Genomic DNA, 15,090 nt, shown 5'->3' with positions numbered 1-15,090 from the left:
GATCCCCGACTCGATGGTCCCCGTGATCCCCGACTCGATGGTCCCCGTGATCCCCGACTCGATGGTCCCCGTGATCCCCGACTCGATGGTCCCCGTGGTCCCCGACTCGATGGTCCCCGTGGTCCCCGACTCGATGGTGATCGGGTTTGCGAGGGTCCACGCGTCGATGTCCTCGGATCCGGGGATCACGTAAAGGTCATCCTCGGTGGTCCCCGGGGGAAGTTCGACCCACGTGTCCTCGAACCTCTGTGAGAGGCTCAGGGTTTCCGTGGTCTCCGGGGTCGGGGTCCACGGCGACGGGAGCGAAAGGTCCACCAGGGCGACCGCGTTGTTCGAGTGCTGTAGCTCCCGGAGAAGCGCGTTCCGCTGTGCCGGATCCTGGGCAACTCCCGCGCGGCGAAGCTCTGCCTGAAGCTGTGCGAGCGTGCGGGCCTTTCGTCGCGTTGCGCTGTCCTTGTACGCCGCGTACCGGGCCGCGAGCACGGTGGCCTTCACCGTCGCGCGCTCGCGTGCGATCTGCTCTGCCGTACGGTCGCGGACCGCGAGTCCGAACCGCGCAAGGGTGCGTTCCCGGGCTTCCCTCGCGATGACAGCAACGAGTCCGGTGTCCGTGGCATCCGCGTCGTTGTGGCGGAGTTCGATGCCCATTGCCATGTGCCAGAGCACTGCCCCGAGGACGGGGCCGAGCATCACGCGGACGATGGCCGCCGCGAGGGAGGTGGATTCGGCCACTGCCGGAACCGCGAGGATGCCGGCCGCGACCCATACCAGGACTCCCGGGGCGCCCGCGCGGCCTCGGGTGGTGAGGTTGGCGCGCGCCATGAGTGCGAGTGCGAACAGCGCCACTTCGCCCACCAGGAAGATGAGTCCGCGCTCCCACCCGTTGGTGATGCCGAGGCGGTGTTCCGCGAAGCGCCATGCGGTGTCGCCGGACAGTCCCGTGCTCAGGATCGCGCCGATGCTCGCCATCACAACGGCTACGGAGAGTCGCCCATCCTTGCGCTTCGCCGCGATGCTGCCACCGATCGCGCGCATGCATCGCATGATCGAGTAGGTGACAAGGAGGGCCGCGGGTGCCATGACAACCGCTGTGTGCCACGGGTTCGCGTGAATCCATGTGGTGATGGGATCGATGATCATTGTTACCGTCCGTGGTGTGCGGTAGGGGTGTGCGCGCACAGTGCGCGCGGGGGATGAATCGGGATTTTTCGGACTGTGCGCGGTAGCGCACACGCCATCTTTCTAGGGGGAGCCCCGGATCCGCACAGTGCGGTGTGCGGGTGCGGGGCTCCCGCCCCCTGTACTACGCAGCGTCACTCATCGGGGTGGTGTCGTACGGGCTGCGGAGGAGGTAGTACACGCCGTACTCCTCCGGCGGGTCCGAGATCACTCCCGCGTCTTCGAGCTTTTCGAGCTGTCGATACAGCCACCGACGCTTGTCCGTGACGCTCACGGAGAGCCACACGTCCTTCAGGTCCGTGGGGGTGAACTCCCCGCGGCCATCCGCGGCCCACCGATCGAGGACCCGCGCGAGTTCCTCCGCGGCATCGGCCGAGGAGATCCCCGCCCCCATCTCCGGTTCGAAGGTGACGACGGACTCCGTGGGCGGGTCGATCTCCTCCACCAGGACCGCCCCGCGGTACTGACCAGGCTCCAAGTCCATGCCTCGGACGCGATCGAGGCTCTCCCGACCCTCCGCGAGTTCGAGTTCGAGGGCCTCCGCTTCGTCGTCCTCATCGTCCGAAAACACGTCGTCCTCCGGCGTCGGGGCGGTGGCCGCCGCAACGTGCGCGGGGGCGGAGGGGTTCGGCGTCGGGGCCGGCTCGGTGACCTCGGCTCCCGCCTCCCCGTCTTCGTCCTCCTCGGACAGAAGCGGGGTGGTGTAGATGCTCCGGGACGTCCACAACGCGCCGAAGGAGCCGGCGGTGACACTGTCCAGCGGGGTGCGTACGCTCGCGCCGGCCGAGACGAAGTCCGCCAATGCGCGGTCCTCACCGAGCATCGCGCGAGCGACCATCGACCACCGCTCCTCCGCGGTGCCAGCCCCGACGAAGTACGCACGCCCCGGCTTGCGGTTCCCCCACTCCGGATTGACTCCGGCCTCGATCAGCTCCGAGGGGAGGAGGAGACCGGCGTCCGAGGCGTCCGTGACGCCGAATTGGGCGACCGCGGGGTGATTGGCGCGCGCGGTGGTGTCCACCTGATCGTGGGTCCACCGCTGTGCCGAGGTGACCACCCATCCGCCGGCGGCCCGCAACGTCCGCAGCATGTGGACGTATTGCGCGCTGTCCGCCGCGTAGTCCGCAGCCTCCTCGCACCAAATGATCAGGAAGTTGAGCCCGCATCCGGGCTTCCACCGCTTGAGTCCCTTGGCAGCAAGGAAGTCGGTCCGAGACTTGATCACGTTCGGCATTGTGGCGAAAAACTTCTTCGCACCCTTCACCGACTCGATCATCATCCCGTTGTCGGTGATGCCGTGGCGGATGACGCCGAAGTCTTGCTGGGGTTTCGACGCGTTGACAGCGATCACCGAGACCTCGGTCCGGGTCAGTGCGTCCGCCATCGCGAGAACACCCCATTGGGTCTTGCCCGCGCCGTTGGTCCCCTGTGCCGCCATGTGTTCCACGTTGCCGGGGAGCCCGGTCGGGTTGAGCGGTACGTCCTCCCCGTCCTCATAGCGCGCGACCACCAGCGGGCACGCCGCAATGCTCGCGCCGAACGCGGAGGGACCGGGCCACGGGATCGACTCGCGCAACAGGTCTTCCACCACCGCGCGGATCTCGATCCGAGAGGAGTCCTCGGGGTCCTCGATCGCGGTGATCCGCCCCTTGCCCAACTTCAGGACGGACGCCAACGACCCGAGCCGCTTGGTCAGTTCGTCCCCCGTCGCACCGTCAACCGCCTCGATCTGCGCGGTGACCGTGCCACGGCCGTTGGACTTGGCTTCCTTCAGTTCGAACCGACCGAGGCCGATGGCGTCTTCGAGCCGCGACCACTTCGACCCCTTCGCCCCCTCCTCCTTCGCGCCGATGAGTCGCCTCACCGTGTGCGAGATCGAGAGCACGGTCCCCCCGAGGATCCACCCACTCAGGGTGGCGCCTTCGAGGCCGGTCACCAGTCCGGCGGTGGCGCCGGCGGTGACCCCGCCGGTGCTCGCGGTGTAGAGAACCTGCTTCGCCTTGCCCCCGCTCTTGGTGGCCTTGTGCACGTACGTCGTGAGCACCGCGCCGGCGCCCGCGAAGACGATCGAGATGAAAGGGGTCACCGTGGGGTCGCCACCCCACAGCAGGTGGGCACCTTCGGTGCCGGCCGCCGCGGTGACCCCGAGCACGTACGGGGTGGCGTACGGGAGGAGCCTGCCCCCGATGTCCCCGCGGGTCTCGGCCCCGCTGTCGATGGCCCCGCGGAACATGTTCCCCGCGGCGGACTTCCGGCGAGTGCGACGCGTCATGCCCCCTTACCTCCGATCGTGAAGCCCTTCTTGCCCGTGGGCTTGCGCGACTTCGCGGCCTTCGCTTCGAGTTCCGGCTTCACGTAGTGGCGCTGGAAACTCGCGTGCATCTTCGCGCCGGAGATCCCGATCAGCTTCGCGGCCTCGGCCGCGACCTTCAGGTGGGAGGCCACCATCTTCGCGCGCAACCGGGTACCGGCCCCGAACTGGTACCACTGGCCCTTGTACTGGCCCAACGTGGCCTGAAGCACTTCGGCGTCCATGCTCACGATCATGTAGATCTCGGCACCAAGAGCCCGCAACGTGTTGCGGTACTTCACGATGTCCGTGTCACTGGTGAAGTCGGCCTTCTCCAGTTCCGCCGCGAGCTTGACCAGTCGACTCATACGAACTCATCTCCTTCGGGGAGCGGGTTGGGGATCCATGCGAACCAAGGGCGGACCGCGATATCGGTCATGTCCTCGGTGACGTGGCGCTCCGCGTCCGCGATCAGCAACGACGCGAGCCGGAGACGAAGCGTGATCGTCGTGGTGTAGATGTCGGTGATCGACCACCGCGCCCGCAACGCGAGCACGATGGCCGCCCCGAGGAGGACCACCCACGACGCGAGCCACCACACGGCGAAGCGCACGCCGCGGAGGACTCGGGCCAACCCCGGTCGGGTGGGGGTCACTTGCCTTCGACCTTCGAGTTCAGGGAGGTCACCACGTCGGTTCCGGTCTGAATGGCCCACCGTGCCCCGTCGCCGATGAACGTCTCCGTTCCGGCAACACCGAGCATGATCCCCACGCAGATACCGACCACCGCGACTCCGCGGATGCGCCACAGGAACAGCGCGATCAGCGCGAGCACTCCGGTGACGGACAGCGTCAACATGATCAGACTCCCTTCAGGAGAAAGAGGAGGAACAGCGCACCCGCGAGGGTGATTCCGGCGTGCGCGGGGGAACGGGTGGCCCACAGCAACACATGGGCGAAGCCCCGGATCGGGGCGACCGCCACCCGCCACATGAAGACCGCGCGCTCCCGGGCCGCCTCCGCCTCGAAGCGGGCCTCCGCGTGCGCGTAGTCCCATGCCGTGGGCCTGACGTCGGTGCGTGGGAACAGCATGTTGCGTCGCCCCGGGAGGTTGCTCACAGCTCGCACCCCGACTATCGGCCGAGGCCCAAGTCCTTGCCGCCACCGCGGCCGAGGCCCAAGCCAAGGGTGTTGGGGTTCGGGACCTGGCAACCCCGGGCGTGGGCGGTCGCCCACATCCGGGCCTTGTCCGAGATCCCACTGGCCGTGTCAGGGCTGCTGGCACTCCACGTGTTGCCGGCGTCGCAACCGAGGCAGTAGCCGGTGATGGTCAACGAACCGAAGTCGCGTCGCGGGTCGAGAACGACGCTGCACCCGCCGGCGGTGGTGGCGTGGGTGTGTCGGGTGGTGATGATCGACATGGTGTCTCCGTAAGTCGTGGTCATGGACGTGGTCCTTGTGAAAGCGCGCAACAGGGTGTCCGCGTGCGACACCCCCGTCATGCGGCCTCGATCCCGAATCCCGGGAACACCAGCGGGCCCGCAGTGAGCGCGGTCCGGATGTCCGCCATCGTGGGCGGATTCGTGCACGGGACGTGGTCGAGGATGTAAACGAAGTGGCCGCGGCTACCGCACCCACGGCACACCATGTCGTTCCACATCGGGTCTCGGTCGTCGTCCGGCCGGAACCAGTGGCCGCGGGTCGTCACCACGACCGCCACCACCAGGTGCACGTACCGGGCAACCCGACCGGAGATGTCGAGTCCGTAGGTGTACCGCGTGACGTCCCCGCACTGTGCGATCGACAGAACCGGGCGCGCGGTGATCTGCCGACGGACACGACTCGGGAGGACACTCCGGATGTACGGGGTGAGCGCGAAGTCCCCGGTCTCCGCGGCGGACTCCTCCGCGAGCAACTCCCGGTAGATCTCCGCCCCCGCGTCCAAACGCGCGGCCCGCTCCTCCTCGGTCTCGTTCTCCTCCCCCTCCCACAGTGCGAGCGGGGTGCCGATCTCCTGTGCCTTGATCACGTTCACCGTGCCCCCTCGGCAAGTGACAACCTCGTATGCGAAGATACAAGCACCACTGAACCTCGTATGTAAAGAGGCAATCTCAAGCGAGTTTGTATCCGAACATGCGAAGCCGTGGCAGACTGGAGTCTCAGGGCACGTACGACCGAGGAGGCTGCGACAGAGATGCAAAGTTCGCCGTATACACCCGCCTATGTGGCGGTAGCGGAGGAACTCCGCGCGAAGATCGAAAGTGGTGAGCTTGCGCGGGGCGACAAGCTCCCTAGCGAGCGCGAGATCTGCCAGCAGTGGGGGATCTCCGGGATCACCGCGCGGGCCGCGGTGAATGTCCTTCGAGGTGAGGGACTCGTCCAGAGCATCCGGGGGAGTGGGACCTTAGTCCGGAAGGAAACCCCGCTTGTGCGGATCGCACCTGAGCGATACTTCCGCCCCCACGCGAAGCCCACGTACGTTCGGGAAGCCGAACGTGCTGGCAAAGCTCTTTCGATGGATCACGAAACCACCGAGGTACCCGCAGCGTTGAACATCGCGGAGCGCCTCGGGATCCCCGAGGGCTCACCGGTTTCGCAGACCAGTTACGCCATCCGGATGGGTGGCCGCATGGTCTCGATGTCACACGCGTGGGAGCCCTTGTCGATCACCCGTGGGACAGAGATCGAGCACCCGCACAACGGGCCCCATGCCGACCGGGGGATCGTCCCCCGCTTCGACGCCATCGGGTACCGCGTCGATGAGGTGGAGGAGATCCCGATCCCCCGGAATCCGACACCCGCAGAGATGCGACAGCTTGAGATTCCTGCCGGTCAGCCCGTAGTCGAGATCCGGCAGACGTTCCGCGCGTCCGGCGTACCTGTCGAAACCGCAGACATCATCTTTGCGGCGGATCGGTACGAACTGCACTACAAGATGAGGATCGAATAGGTGTCAGAGACCACCGAAGCAATCACATCACTCATGGACGTGGTGAAGGCCGTGCCTCCCGTGAACGGGCCGCCGTTGGATGAGATCCAACTCGCATGGCGCCTCGGGTCACTTCAGGCTGTGGTCCTCGATGTACTGACTCAGGCTCTCCGGGCCTCCCAGCTTGGGGAAACTGACATCCCCATCTCGGGGGTTCTCTCGGCCATCGACAAGTACGCCGCACGGGTCATCGCACCGTAGTTGGCGTGGGTCCGGGTGGTGATCGGCCTATGATCACCACCCGGACCGATACAGACTGCCTCGGAGCGCCTACAACGCAAAGAGGTTTGGATACGGAAAGATCCCGAACACAGAAAAAGCCACCCGTCGCGAGGGTGGCTGATTCTCTGTAGCACCCGCCGGCTACCAACCGGCGGTAAGCACTCCATACAGGGGAGTCTTCTATGAGAGTACGGGCACACACCGACATGCGCCAACACCCGAGAGGGTCACGTGTACACGTGTCCTCCGGCTGTGCTGTCGGCACACGTGACTAGGGCCAACGACTCCGACGAACCCACCTCTACCGAACGCACCCCTGGTGTTCGCCAATGGCCTCGGGCGGTTGACGACTCCGAAGGTCGCTACCTCTCGTACCACCTAAACGCGAGCGAGTACCGGCAGTACCCGGGCGGTCTCTCCGGCGTCAAGGACGGGGAGGTCTATCCGATCCTCCGCGGCATCCTCAAAGTCAACGAGGTGACGGAGCTTCGGGAGGTGGGTCCGGATCTCGCGCCGACCGGGCGCGTTCTCGACACTACGTTTGATGTGGAGTACACCCCGCCGTTCGGGGAGCCCCGGGAGATGCCGATCGCGGTCTCCGACATGGACGCTCGCGACCCCGAATGGCCCTCCGGACTCGGGGTCGCGGCCCGCGTCCGGAAGAAGCAGTACGAATCGGTGACCAACGCGATGCGCGCGATGGGTCGGCGGATCGAGGACGAACGCGGGTGGCCACAGGCGTATTCGTGTACCGGTCTGTTGTTGCGGCCGAACACCGATCCTGTCTACCTCCGACAGGGGCAAGCGGCCATCACCGCCGATGGGATCGCTCCCGGGGTGATGTGTCAGTTGCCAGCGGAGGTTCGGGAGGATCCCGGGATCCGCGCTCTGGCTGTCGATGACCCGTCACCTGAGACGTTCGAGTGGGACATGGAGCGATCGTGGCTGCGGTTCTTGGACGTGTGCCCGGAGGATCCCGCGGTGCCGATGATGATGCTCGCGCAACTCGCGTGGGCTCCGTGGTCCTCCCTCCCCGAGATGGGTCGGGTGGGTGCGGTGGTCGCGGCCACAAGCGGCATGATGAAGACCAGCCTGAGCGGGTTGGTTCTCATGGCTCAGTCCCGAACCTTCGTGGCAGGCAAGGGAATCGAGCCTCCGGTCACCATCGACATGCGTGGGAACACGTCGACAGCGTTCGGTACCGATCTCAAGCTGTACAGCCTCTCGGGGCTGGTGGCGCTGGTTGACGACTGGTTCGCGGGCAAAATGACCGCGAAGGAAATTCACGATGCGTGGGTCCGCCTCGGTCTGATCGGCTCCCGGTCCGCGACCGGAGTAGGCCCTACTCGCGGTGGTTACCGCAACGGCAAAGGTGCTCTGGCCAAATCCAGTTACCCGCGATCGTGCGTGCTGGCCACGGCCGAGGATCTCCCGGAGGAGGAGCAACACGCCTCGGAAATCGCGCGATACGTCGCGTTGCGGATGGATCACGCGCCGGACGTCCGGGTGCTCACCGAGGTTCAGTCCAGTGGTCGATCCATGTCTCGGGCTCACGCCACGATGATTCAGTGGGGGTTGCGGGATCTCACCGCCCCCATCCGCGCGAAGGCGTGGGGTGACGACGTCGTGAACGGGTGGCGGTTCACGGGGCATACCCGCGTCGGCATCGCGTATGAACGGATGCTCGCGGGCGCGTTCCTGGTGGCCGAGGCCCTCGAACAGCACACGTCGATCGGTGGTCAAGGGATGCGGATGCTCGCGGCCGAGGTCTTCGAGACCGCGGCCCGCGATCAGGCACGGCGTGCGGGGATGCGCGACGGACAGCAGATCGCGCGCGACCCGGTACGCCTGTGGATCAAGCACTTCCGGGAGATGATCATCGGGGATCCGCTGTGGGTCGCAGCACCCGAATTGGCGTCGGAGAACCAGGACTCCGAACAGCCGGAGTACCGCGTCCCCAAGATCCCCGGCTTCGGGCCGGCCTCGGTGGGGTGGCGCCAAATGGGGCAGTCCGGCGGGTGGGGTCCGGCCGGCCGCGGGGAACCGATCGGGGCCGCCTACGTGGCCCAGGACCGGGGGCGGACACCGTGGCGAAAGGTGATCCTGCGAACTCCGGCGGCCCGCTTCGACGCGCTTCACGATGAGATCGTCCGGCGGGTTCGCTCCGTCGACGGGTGGAGCATGCCCGCGTCCGACGTGATGCGCCGGCGGTTGGTTCAGGAGGGGTGGCTTCATGCGGTGACTGGTCAGTCAATGCCGCTGTGGTCGGGGAAACGGAGCTGTCTCTCCCTCGATCTCGGGCGGGTTCTCGAAGGTGACCCCGAACCCGATGGCCCCGCTCCGGACGAAGACCTCGGGGACGGTACCCCGGATGCGTCCGACCCCGCTTCGGACCCGTCCTCGAAAGGCTCCGGCGGCCCCGAGGCGGCCCCGGGGGAGAGCCCTGGACTGTTCCCTCGGCCCGCGCTCGCGGAGCCTCTCGCGGCCACCTCGGAGCCCGGGAATCCTGCTTCGGGGGTTGCCGGGGAGTCGGATATCCCGGAGCCCGGGGATACGGGTTCACGGGGTTCTGCGTCGGCTCCGGATCCTCACGCCCCTGTGCCGTGGCCGGCGGAGGAGCCGGAGCCAGCCGAGGCCGAACCCGCGCCTTCTGCCCGCGAGTCCGTGACCCGATCGACTCCCCGGGGGCGGAGTCAGGGTACGGGTGAAAAGAGCCCGGAGGCTCGGGCGAAGGCGGAGGCCGCGGCCACCGCGCGCGGGTACGGTGTGGTCGCAGTGCTCGATGTGGATGGGCTGCGGGTGTCAAATCGCCCGGAGGTGATCCGGCTCGCGGGCCTACCTCGATCTCTTGGTGAGGCGTACGAAATCGCGTGCGAGTACGCCGTGAGTCAGTTGTGGTTCACCGCGCGAGTGACGGAGGCTCTCGGGCTTCCGGGGATGGGTGACCGGCCCGATGGGCTCGCGGTGGATGCGGGGGTACAGCACCCATGGGCGGTGTTGCCCGAGGGGTTGCGATCGGATCCCGGGGGTGTGGCTCCGTGGTCCTCGGTGTGGCGTGTGGAGGATCGACAGGGGACGTCACGCTCCGTCGTGCTGCCCCTGTATGAGACTCGCGCGCCGTGGGCGGACATGCCTCACGGGGCCGGTCTCCTCGAAGCCATCCTGAAGGTGAACAACACGCTCGGGCACGACTATTACTGGTCTCCGAACGTGACCACGGGGCAGATCATCCACCGCAAGACGAACTCCGCGAAGCCTTCGGTGAAGATCATCCGGGGGGAGGTGACCCCCGCCATCCGTCACCACCAGGTGGTGCCGGCGCGGTGGTCACGGCCTCCGCTCGATTCCGAGGTGGGCGGGTCGTATGTGTGGCGGTACGACCTAGCCGCGGCGGAGCTGTCCGCCATGGATACCGTCTATGGCGTGGGTGATCCGGTGCATCGGGTCGGCTCGAAGGTCAAGTTCGCGAAGACCACCGCCGGTTATTGGCGGTTGGTCGAAGCCCCGCGCGGCCTCGATCCGCGGTTGCCGGAGCTTGAGTTCGAGCCTCATTCCGAGGACGGAGGCATTTGGTTGACCACTCCCGACGTCGGGTTGCTGGTCTCGCTCGGTATCGGATTCGAGATCGCGGAGGCGTGGGTGTGGCCCACATCGAAGCGTGCCCTGAGCAGTACCTATCGGGCTTTGCAGAAGGCTCGGGAGGCGCTGTTGCCGGACCGAGGTACTCCCGCCGGAGCCATCGCGTACGGGGTGCATGCCTCCCTGTACAAGTCCATGGTCGGCAACTTCGCGGCCACCCGCGGCCCCAAGAGCGTCGAAGACGATCTGTGGCGCCCGGATTGGCGCGATCACCTGAAGGCCGAGACCTACACCAGGGCGTACCGGCGACTCGCGGCCATCGGCGCACAGTCCGACCGTTGGCCAATCGCGACCCATGCCGATGCCGCGTATTACGTGACCGCGGATGCGGACGGACGCGAGGGTGCGCCGGCGGGGATGTCCCTGGGGAAGCGGGGTGGTGAGTGGGAGCCGGAGAGGCGGGTCCTGTTGGCCGCGGTGGGTGACGTGGCCGGAGAGAGGCGGTTCCATGCCGCGTTCGAGCGCGAATACCGCAAGGGGGCGTGAACATGCCATACGGCTATTCGAACGAGTATGAGGAGTGGTACGTCCCGCCGGCTGTTCTCGAAGATCTCGAAGACAAGATGGGGCAAGCGGTCTTCGGGGATCTTGTGGGCGGGGAGGTCTCCGCCGCGGTGGAGGCCCTCGGCAAGAGGGAGTTGGCGTTCCTGTTGTCGGGTGCATCGTCCACGAAGGATCGGGCGTACAAGAACGCGCGCGACAACCTGAGCCGCTATCTCCGGGGGACGCGCAAGCCTCGGGCGGACTGGAAAGCCAAGATGACCGGCATCACCAGGGCGTGGCGGATCAAGCAAATCCGCGACCGGGGCCGGCTCTCGGTCCGGGCTGTGGTCACGCTGGTGACCTCGAAAAAGCCGTGGACGGGTCCGGTTAGTGATGTTCTGTCGGGACGGTACTTGCGTCAGTTCGTGGATGCTGTCGAAGCCGGGGATGCGGTGGGGGCGCTGCAAACCCTCACCGAGTCCTACGGTCTCCACCCGGACTACGTTCTCGAAGTGGAGTCGGTCGCGAGCATCGAAGTGACGTGACCTTGACGGACGAACGGCCGGCCCGAACCCCCTCGGGGTTCGGGCCGGCCGTTCGCGGTACCTCTACTACTTGATTCGCTCCACTTTCGTTTTCGTGGTGTCGACGTCGTCTTGACCACCAGTCTTGAGGTGGTGGTTCAGTGCCGTTATGGCAAGGCTGCGTCGGTCGGCGGTGCTGCGCGCCGAAATGTCGTACCAATATCCGCGTTTCCCGTCGTTGCTCATCAGAACGACCCGCCAAACCGCTGCTGTGCTCATGTCTGCCTCCTGATGTTGGGTCGGGTTGGGCTTGGTTCCATCGAGGTCAGTCCCGGGGGACGATCCACGCGTGGACAAAGAACTTGGCTGCGTGCTCCGCCTCTTCCTTGGTACCGATCCCGCGGAGGGTGTACCACTCCCCATCGCAGTTCTCGGGGGCGTGTTCGTCACACGCGCGTACCTCGTACGCCACCGCGCGGGGAGTCCGTTCGGGGGTCTTGTCCTTCTGGTTCACGGGGGTCTCCTTCGTATGTCCGAATCATTATCGCTAGCGTGCTATCACTGACGCTAGCACGCTAGCGGCATTGTCTTCAAGGGTCTCCCTCGGACCTTTCCTTGATCTCGAATGCGACACGATCCGGCCGTGGGGGCAGATTTCGCCACCCGATCGGAGAACTGTCGGTGCATGAATGCCGCACACGTACAGGCGCGTTCATCGAAAGCGCCTCGAAGCGTTCTCCTGTCGCTCCTCGCGCTCCTTGTCGCATGCTCCGCGGGAGCCAACCCACCTCGGAGCCCGGGGACATCCGGGCCACCTCCGCCCGGACCGGCCTCCGTCCAGGCCACTCCCCCGCCGGCGGCCCCGACCCCGCCACCGATCACCGAGGCCGACGCAAAAGCGTTCGTCGTGGCCTACTACAAAGCCCGCGTCGACAGGAAGGGTCCGGACGATCTGACGGACACCCTCGCGTACGAGGGTGGGGCCGCCGCACTGGTTCGATACGGAGTCGTGGATCGGATCCGGGAATACGGGCCTAGCCGAAGTGCCGAAGTCGAGAACGTCTATCGGTCCGCGGTCGCCACCGACGTTCAGGTCTACCTCTCGCCACCCGGTAGCGCCGATCCCTGGTTCATGGCTCACGTCCGCGAGATCCCCACCGCCACCAGCACGGGGGGGATCTACCGAACCGCCTATCTGTGGGTCCACCAAGAGCCCTCCGGGCGGTGGCGCGTCGTGTGGTGGATGCCCTCGGACGAAGCGAAGACCGGCCGTGATCCCATTCCGCCGAAGGTGGGTCCGGGCAAGTCGTGGACCCCGCCCACCGATCCGGCGTCCCTGATCGCGGACCCCGCAACGATCTGCCAGAAGATCGCGCCCGTGTTCGATCCAAAGATCAAGGATTGGGTGGGAGATGTGCCGTGGGGTGCTCAGGCCCAGGAAACCAGGGATCGGGTGGAGTACATGTGGGGTCCGAAGTGGCTCGGGCAGTACCTCGAAGGCGGGTCCTTCTCTGCGACGTCGTACCTATGGCCCGGTCCTCCCGAGCCCGCGTGGGAGGCTGCGAACGGGGACGTCATCGTGCCGTGCACGATCGTGCTCGATTACTCGATGCGACCCGCCCCGGGTAAAGTCGTCAAGCTCTACGGGGATACCGCGTTCGAGCAATCCTCGGGTGCCACACAGTGGACTCGGTGGGATCAACGGCTGGTTGATCGGTCCCTGGTGACGATCCCCCGCAAGGGGAGCACGTCGACAAAGGTGGAGTACATCAAGTTCCGGGCGTATCCCCTGTGGGCCGAGGGCGTGAAGCCCTAGCCGGATCAACGCCCGTGGGGCCGAACCGTGACTACGGTTCGGCCCCACGGGCGTTCGGCTCACCTCGGGGTGGCGGGTCGTTACGGCGGTCATCCACTCAGTCAATGATCACAATCTCGGCGTCGGCGGGGTATTCGACCACGTCTCCGGAGGAGTAGGTGACGCGAACACGACCATGCGGCATGTCCATGACCTCATCCACCAGATAGGGCAATTCATCACTTCCGATCACAACGCGGTCGTTACGCGCCAGTGAATCCGCGGTGATATTGATCATGGCAATCTCCCGTCCTCGGTAAATGCCTAGCGTGCTATCATTGACGCTAGCATGCGACCGCAACACCCCTTGACTCAAAGGGAGTTCGAGAACATGTGGGGCCCCGATCGAAGACCGGGGCCCCACATCCGGACCGCTCAGGGCTCGATCGACCCCGGACCCTTCCGCATGATCGCGTGCATGGCACTGGCGATCGCATGCGGACGGAACCAGGGGACGTCGACCATCCACGCCCCCACTTCGGTAGCCTCCTCCCTCGGTGCCGGCGGCCCGTAGATCCACCGCGCCTCGGATGCCTGCCACTCGAACGTGATCACAAGGCCCATCCGTTGGTCATCTTCGGCACGCCACGGATTCGCCTCCCTGGGGACGAATACTCGAATCCCGTGCTCCGTCGCGTGAGCCGAGGAGCCGTGGAATCCGAGATCCGCCACGATGTCCGCGACATACTCCGCCGGCGCCACCGCCCATTGCCGAGGATCGTTACCCCATGCGGTGATCACCTCCGGGGCCGCCTCCGCCGGCTCCCCGGCATGCGCGGACCAACAGACCGGGCACGGCCCTTCGAGGACACGACCCGTGGCCACGCGACCCGTCGCGAGCGCATCGCACTGCCCTGTGGTCATCGCACCGGCTCGCAACAGGTGGTACGTCGGCGGGTCTTCCGGAGCCTGCCTTACGCCCCTTGACCAGCGAATATCCCGCTCCGGAGTCTGTCGGCACTCCTCGCGATACCACCGAACCGCGGTGGGGTCCGCGTCCGGGGAGTAGACGCTCAACCCCTCCTCCTTGACCACGTAGCCGATCCGGCGCCACTCCTTGTGTTCGGCAATCGCACAGTTCAGCTTCCGTGCATCCCCGGAGTCGTACACGGCACGGCCCGCTTGACGCTCCCAGCCTCGGGCATACTCGGTGGCCTCCTCGATCTCCTCCGGCGTCATCCCCGTCGCCTTGCGCCGGATCGCAGCACGCCACGCGATCGACGTTGCCTGACTTTTCATCCGCTACCACTCCATTTCGCCCTAGTCGGTCGATAGCGGGTGACCGTAGCGCAACTCCCCGTGATCCCGCAACCCCGTATTCACGGACTCATGGAATCATGGATACGACCCGCGAATCATGTTGCACATCGTGTGCAAGTCGGATTCGGGTTACGTCACATAGAGTTAGCGGGTCTCGGCCCGCTCCGAGGCCGCGACGGGTCTTCGGCCTTTATCCCCGCGTTCTCCCCGCCGGCGGGGCCATTATCCCCGCATTATCCCCGCAGCCCACCCCGGTATTTATGCAGGTCAGAGCGTTATCCCCATTTTCCCCATTATCCCCGCGGGTTTTCGGTACGGGAGTCCCCGGGGAGTGGATTTCGTAGCTCTCCGTAACATCAGAGGACGCTGGAAAGCGCTAGTCAGGACTGTAGATAGCTAGCGTTGATAGAGACTAGCACGCTAGCGTCTTGAGTGTCGCCTGCTAGCGTGCTAGCAGATTTTTGCTCGGGTTCACCGTTTCCGCTGGTCAAATAGGCTAGGCTCCTCCGGCGCTCCGCGCCGGAGAGAGGCGCTAGCAGCTAGCCGCGTAGCGGTATAGTGCGGGCGCGCCCGCACCGCGCAACAGCGCGATCCGACCGAGCCCGGACCACCGGTACGACACATCCGTCCACAGGCCCAACTCCTAGATC

At 66.1% G+C, this 15,090-nt stretch carries 16 protein-coding genes and 1 pseudogene; 5 read left to right on the top strand and 12 right to left on the bottom strand.

Annotated features, from left to right (window positions below):
- The 8 genes and pseudogenes from ABZ374_RS46195 to ABZ374_RS46160 form a co-directional block, all read right to left on the bottom strand.
- Positions 1–1,140: pseudogene (locus tag ABZ374_RS46195) on the bottom strand (hypothetical protein); the annotation flags it as partial.
- Positions 1,141–1,303: 163 nt separating this feature from the next.
- Entirely contained in the window at positions 1,304–3,451 is a 2,148-nt protein-coding gene (locus ABZ374_RS46190) for a hypothetical protein (protein ID WP_360324255.1), read from the bottom strand.
- The gene (locus tag ABZ374_RS46185; protein WP_360324253.1) at positions 3,448–3,837 is read right to left on the bottom strand and encodes a hypothetical protein; all 390 of its coding nucleotides are present in this window, start codon (positions 3,835–3,837) and stop codon (positions 3,448–3,450) included. The genes ABZ374_RS46190 and ABZ374_RS46185 overlap by 4 nt, the downstream gene beginning before the upstream one ends.
- Positions 3,834–4,124, bottom strand: a complete 291-nt coding sequence (locus ABZ374_RS46180; RefSeq protein WP_360324251.1) for a hypothetical protein — start codon at positions 4,122–4,124, stop codon at positions 3,834–3,836. Before ABZ374_RS46180 ends, ABZ374_RS46185 begins: the two co-directional genes overlap by 4 nt.
- On the bottom strand, positions 4,121–4,327 hold the full coding sequence (locus ABZ374_RS46175) for a hypothetical protein (protein ID WP_360324249.1): 207 nt from the start codon (positions 4,325–4,327) through the stop codon (positions 4,121–4,123). Before ABZ374_RS46175 ends, ABZ374_RS46180 begins: the two co-directional genes overlap by 4 nt.
- A gap of 2 nt (positions 4,328–4,329) precedes the next feature.
- Positions 4,330–4,587, bottom strand: a complete 258-nt coding sequence (locus ABZ374_RS46170) for a hypothetical protein (RefSeq protein WP_360324247.1) — start codon at positions 4,585–4,587, stop codon at positions 4,330–4,332.
- Positions 4,588–4,601: 14 nt separating this feature from the next.
- A complete protein-coding gene (locus tag ABZ374_RS46165) occupies positions 4,602–4,913 on the bottom strand; it encodes a hypothetical protein (RefSeq protein WP_360324246.1) in 312 nt (103 codons plus the stop codon).
- Between the two features lie 53 nt (positions 4,914–4,966).
- Positions 4,967–5,503, bottom strand: a complete 537-nt coding sequence (locus tag ABZ374_RS46160; RefSeq protein ID WP_360324244.1) for a hypothetical protein — start codon at positions 5,501–5,503, stop codon at positions 4,967–4,969.
- A gap of 108 nt (positions 5,504–5,611) precedes the next feature.
- Between ABZ374_RS46160 and ABZ374_RS46155 the strand changes: the two genes are divergently transcribed.
- The 4 genes from ABZ374_RS46155 (at position 5,612) to ABZ374_RS46140 (ending at position 11,346) form a co-directional block, all read left to right on the top strand.
- The gene (locus tag ABZ374_RS46155; RefSeq protein ID WP_360324242.1) at positions 5,612–6,418 is read left to right on the top strand and encodes a GntR family transcriptional regulator; all 807 of its coding nucleotides are present in this window, start codon (positions 5,612–5,614) and stop codon (positions 6,416–6,418) included.
- Positions 6,419–6,658, top strand: a complete 240-nt coding sequence (locus ABZ374_RS46150) for a hypothetical protein (RefSeq protein ID WP_360324240.1) — start codon at positions 6,419–6,421, stop codon at positions 6,656–6,658.
- 288 nt (positions 6,659–6,946) lie between these two features.
- Positions 6,947–10,804, top strand: a complete 3,858-nt coding sequence (locus ABZ374_RS46145; protein WP_360324238.1) for a hypothetical protein — start codon at positions 6,947–6,949, stop codon at positions 10,802–10,804.
- Positions 10,801–11,346, top strand: coding sequence for a hypothetical protein (locus ABZ374_RS46140; RefSeq protein ID WP_360324237.1), 546 nt, complete (start codon positions 10,801–10,803; stop codon positions 11,344–11,346). The genes ABZ374_RS46145 and ABZ374_RS46140 overlap by 4 nt, the downstream gene beginning before the upstream one ends.
- 66 nt (positions 11,347–11,412) lie before the next feature.
- On the opposite strand, the gene ABZ374_RS46135 is transcribed toward ABZ374_RS46140, so the two are convergent.
- Together ABZ374_RS46135 and ABZ374_RS46130 are read right to left on the bottom strand one after the other, a co-directional pair.
- Entirely contained in the window at positions 11,413–11,604 is a 192-nt protein-coding gene (locus tag ABZ374_RS46135) for a hypothetical protein (protein ID WP_360324235.1), read from the bottom strand.
- Positions 11,605–11,650: 46 nt separating this feature from the next.
- Positions 11,651–11,839 carry a hypothetical protein gene (locus ABZ374_RS46130; RefSeq protein WP_360324233.1) on the bottom strand — a complete coding sequence of 63 codons (189 nt, stop codon included), beginning with the start codon at positions 11,837–11,839 and terminating at the stop codon, positions 11,651–11,653.
- A gap of 393 nt (positions 11,840–12,232) precedes the next feature.
- Between ABZ374_RS46130 and ABZ374_RS46125 the strand changes: the two genes are divergently transcribed.
- Positions 12,233–13,141: a hypothetical protein gene (locus ABZ374_RS46125; RefSeq protein ID WP_360324231.1), complete on the top strand. Its 909-nt coding sequence runs from the start codon at positions 12,233–12,235 to the stop codon at positions 13,139–13,141.
- Between the two features lie 97 nt (positions 13,142–13,238).
- On the opposite strand, the gene ABZ374_RS46120 is transcribed toward ABZ374_RS46125, so the two are convergent.
- Complete coding sequence (locus tag ABZ374_RS46120; protein WP_360324229.1) at positions 13,239–13,418, bottom strand: hypothetical protein; 180 nt, start codon at positions 13,416–13,418, stop codon at positions 13,239–13,241.
- A gap of 137 nt (positions 13,419–13,555) precedes the next feature.
- Complete coding sequence (locus tag ABZ374_RS46115; protein WP_360324227.1) at positions 13,556–14,419, bottom strand: hypothetical protein; 864 nt, start codon at positions 14,417–14,419, stop codon at positions 13,556–13,558.
- Positions 14,420–15,090 lie beyond the last annotated feature (671 nt).

Source organism: Embleya sp. NPDC005971, from assembly GCF_040629175.1.
Classification (GTDB): Bacteria; Actinomycetota; Actinomycetes; order Streptomycetales; family Streptomycetaceae; genus Embleya.
This window is presented reverse-complemented; position numbering and strand designations above follow the sequence as displayed.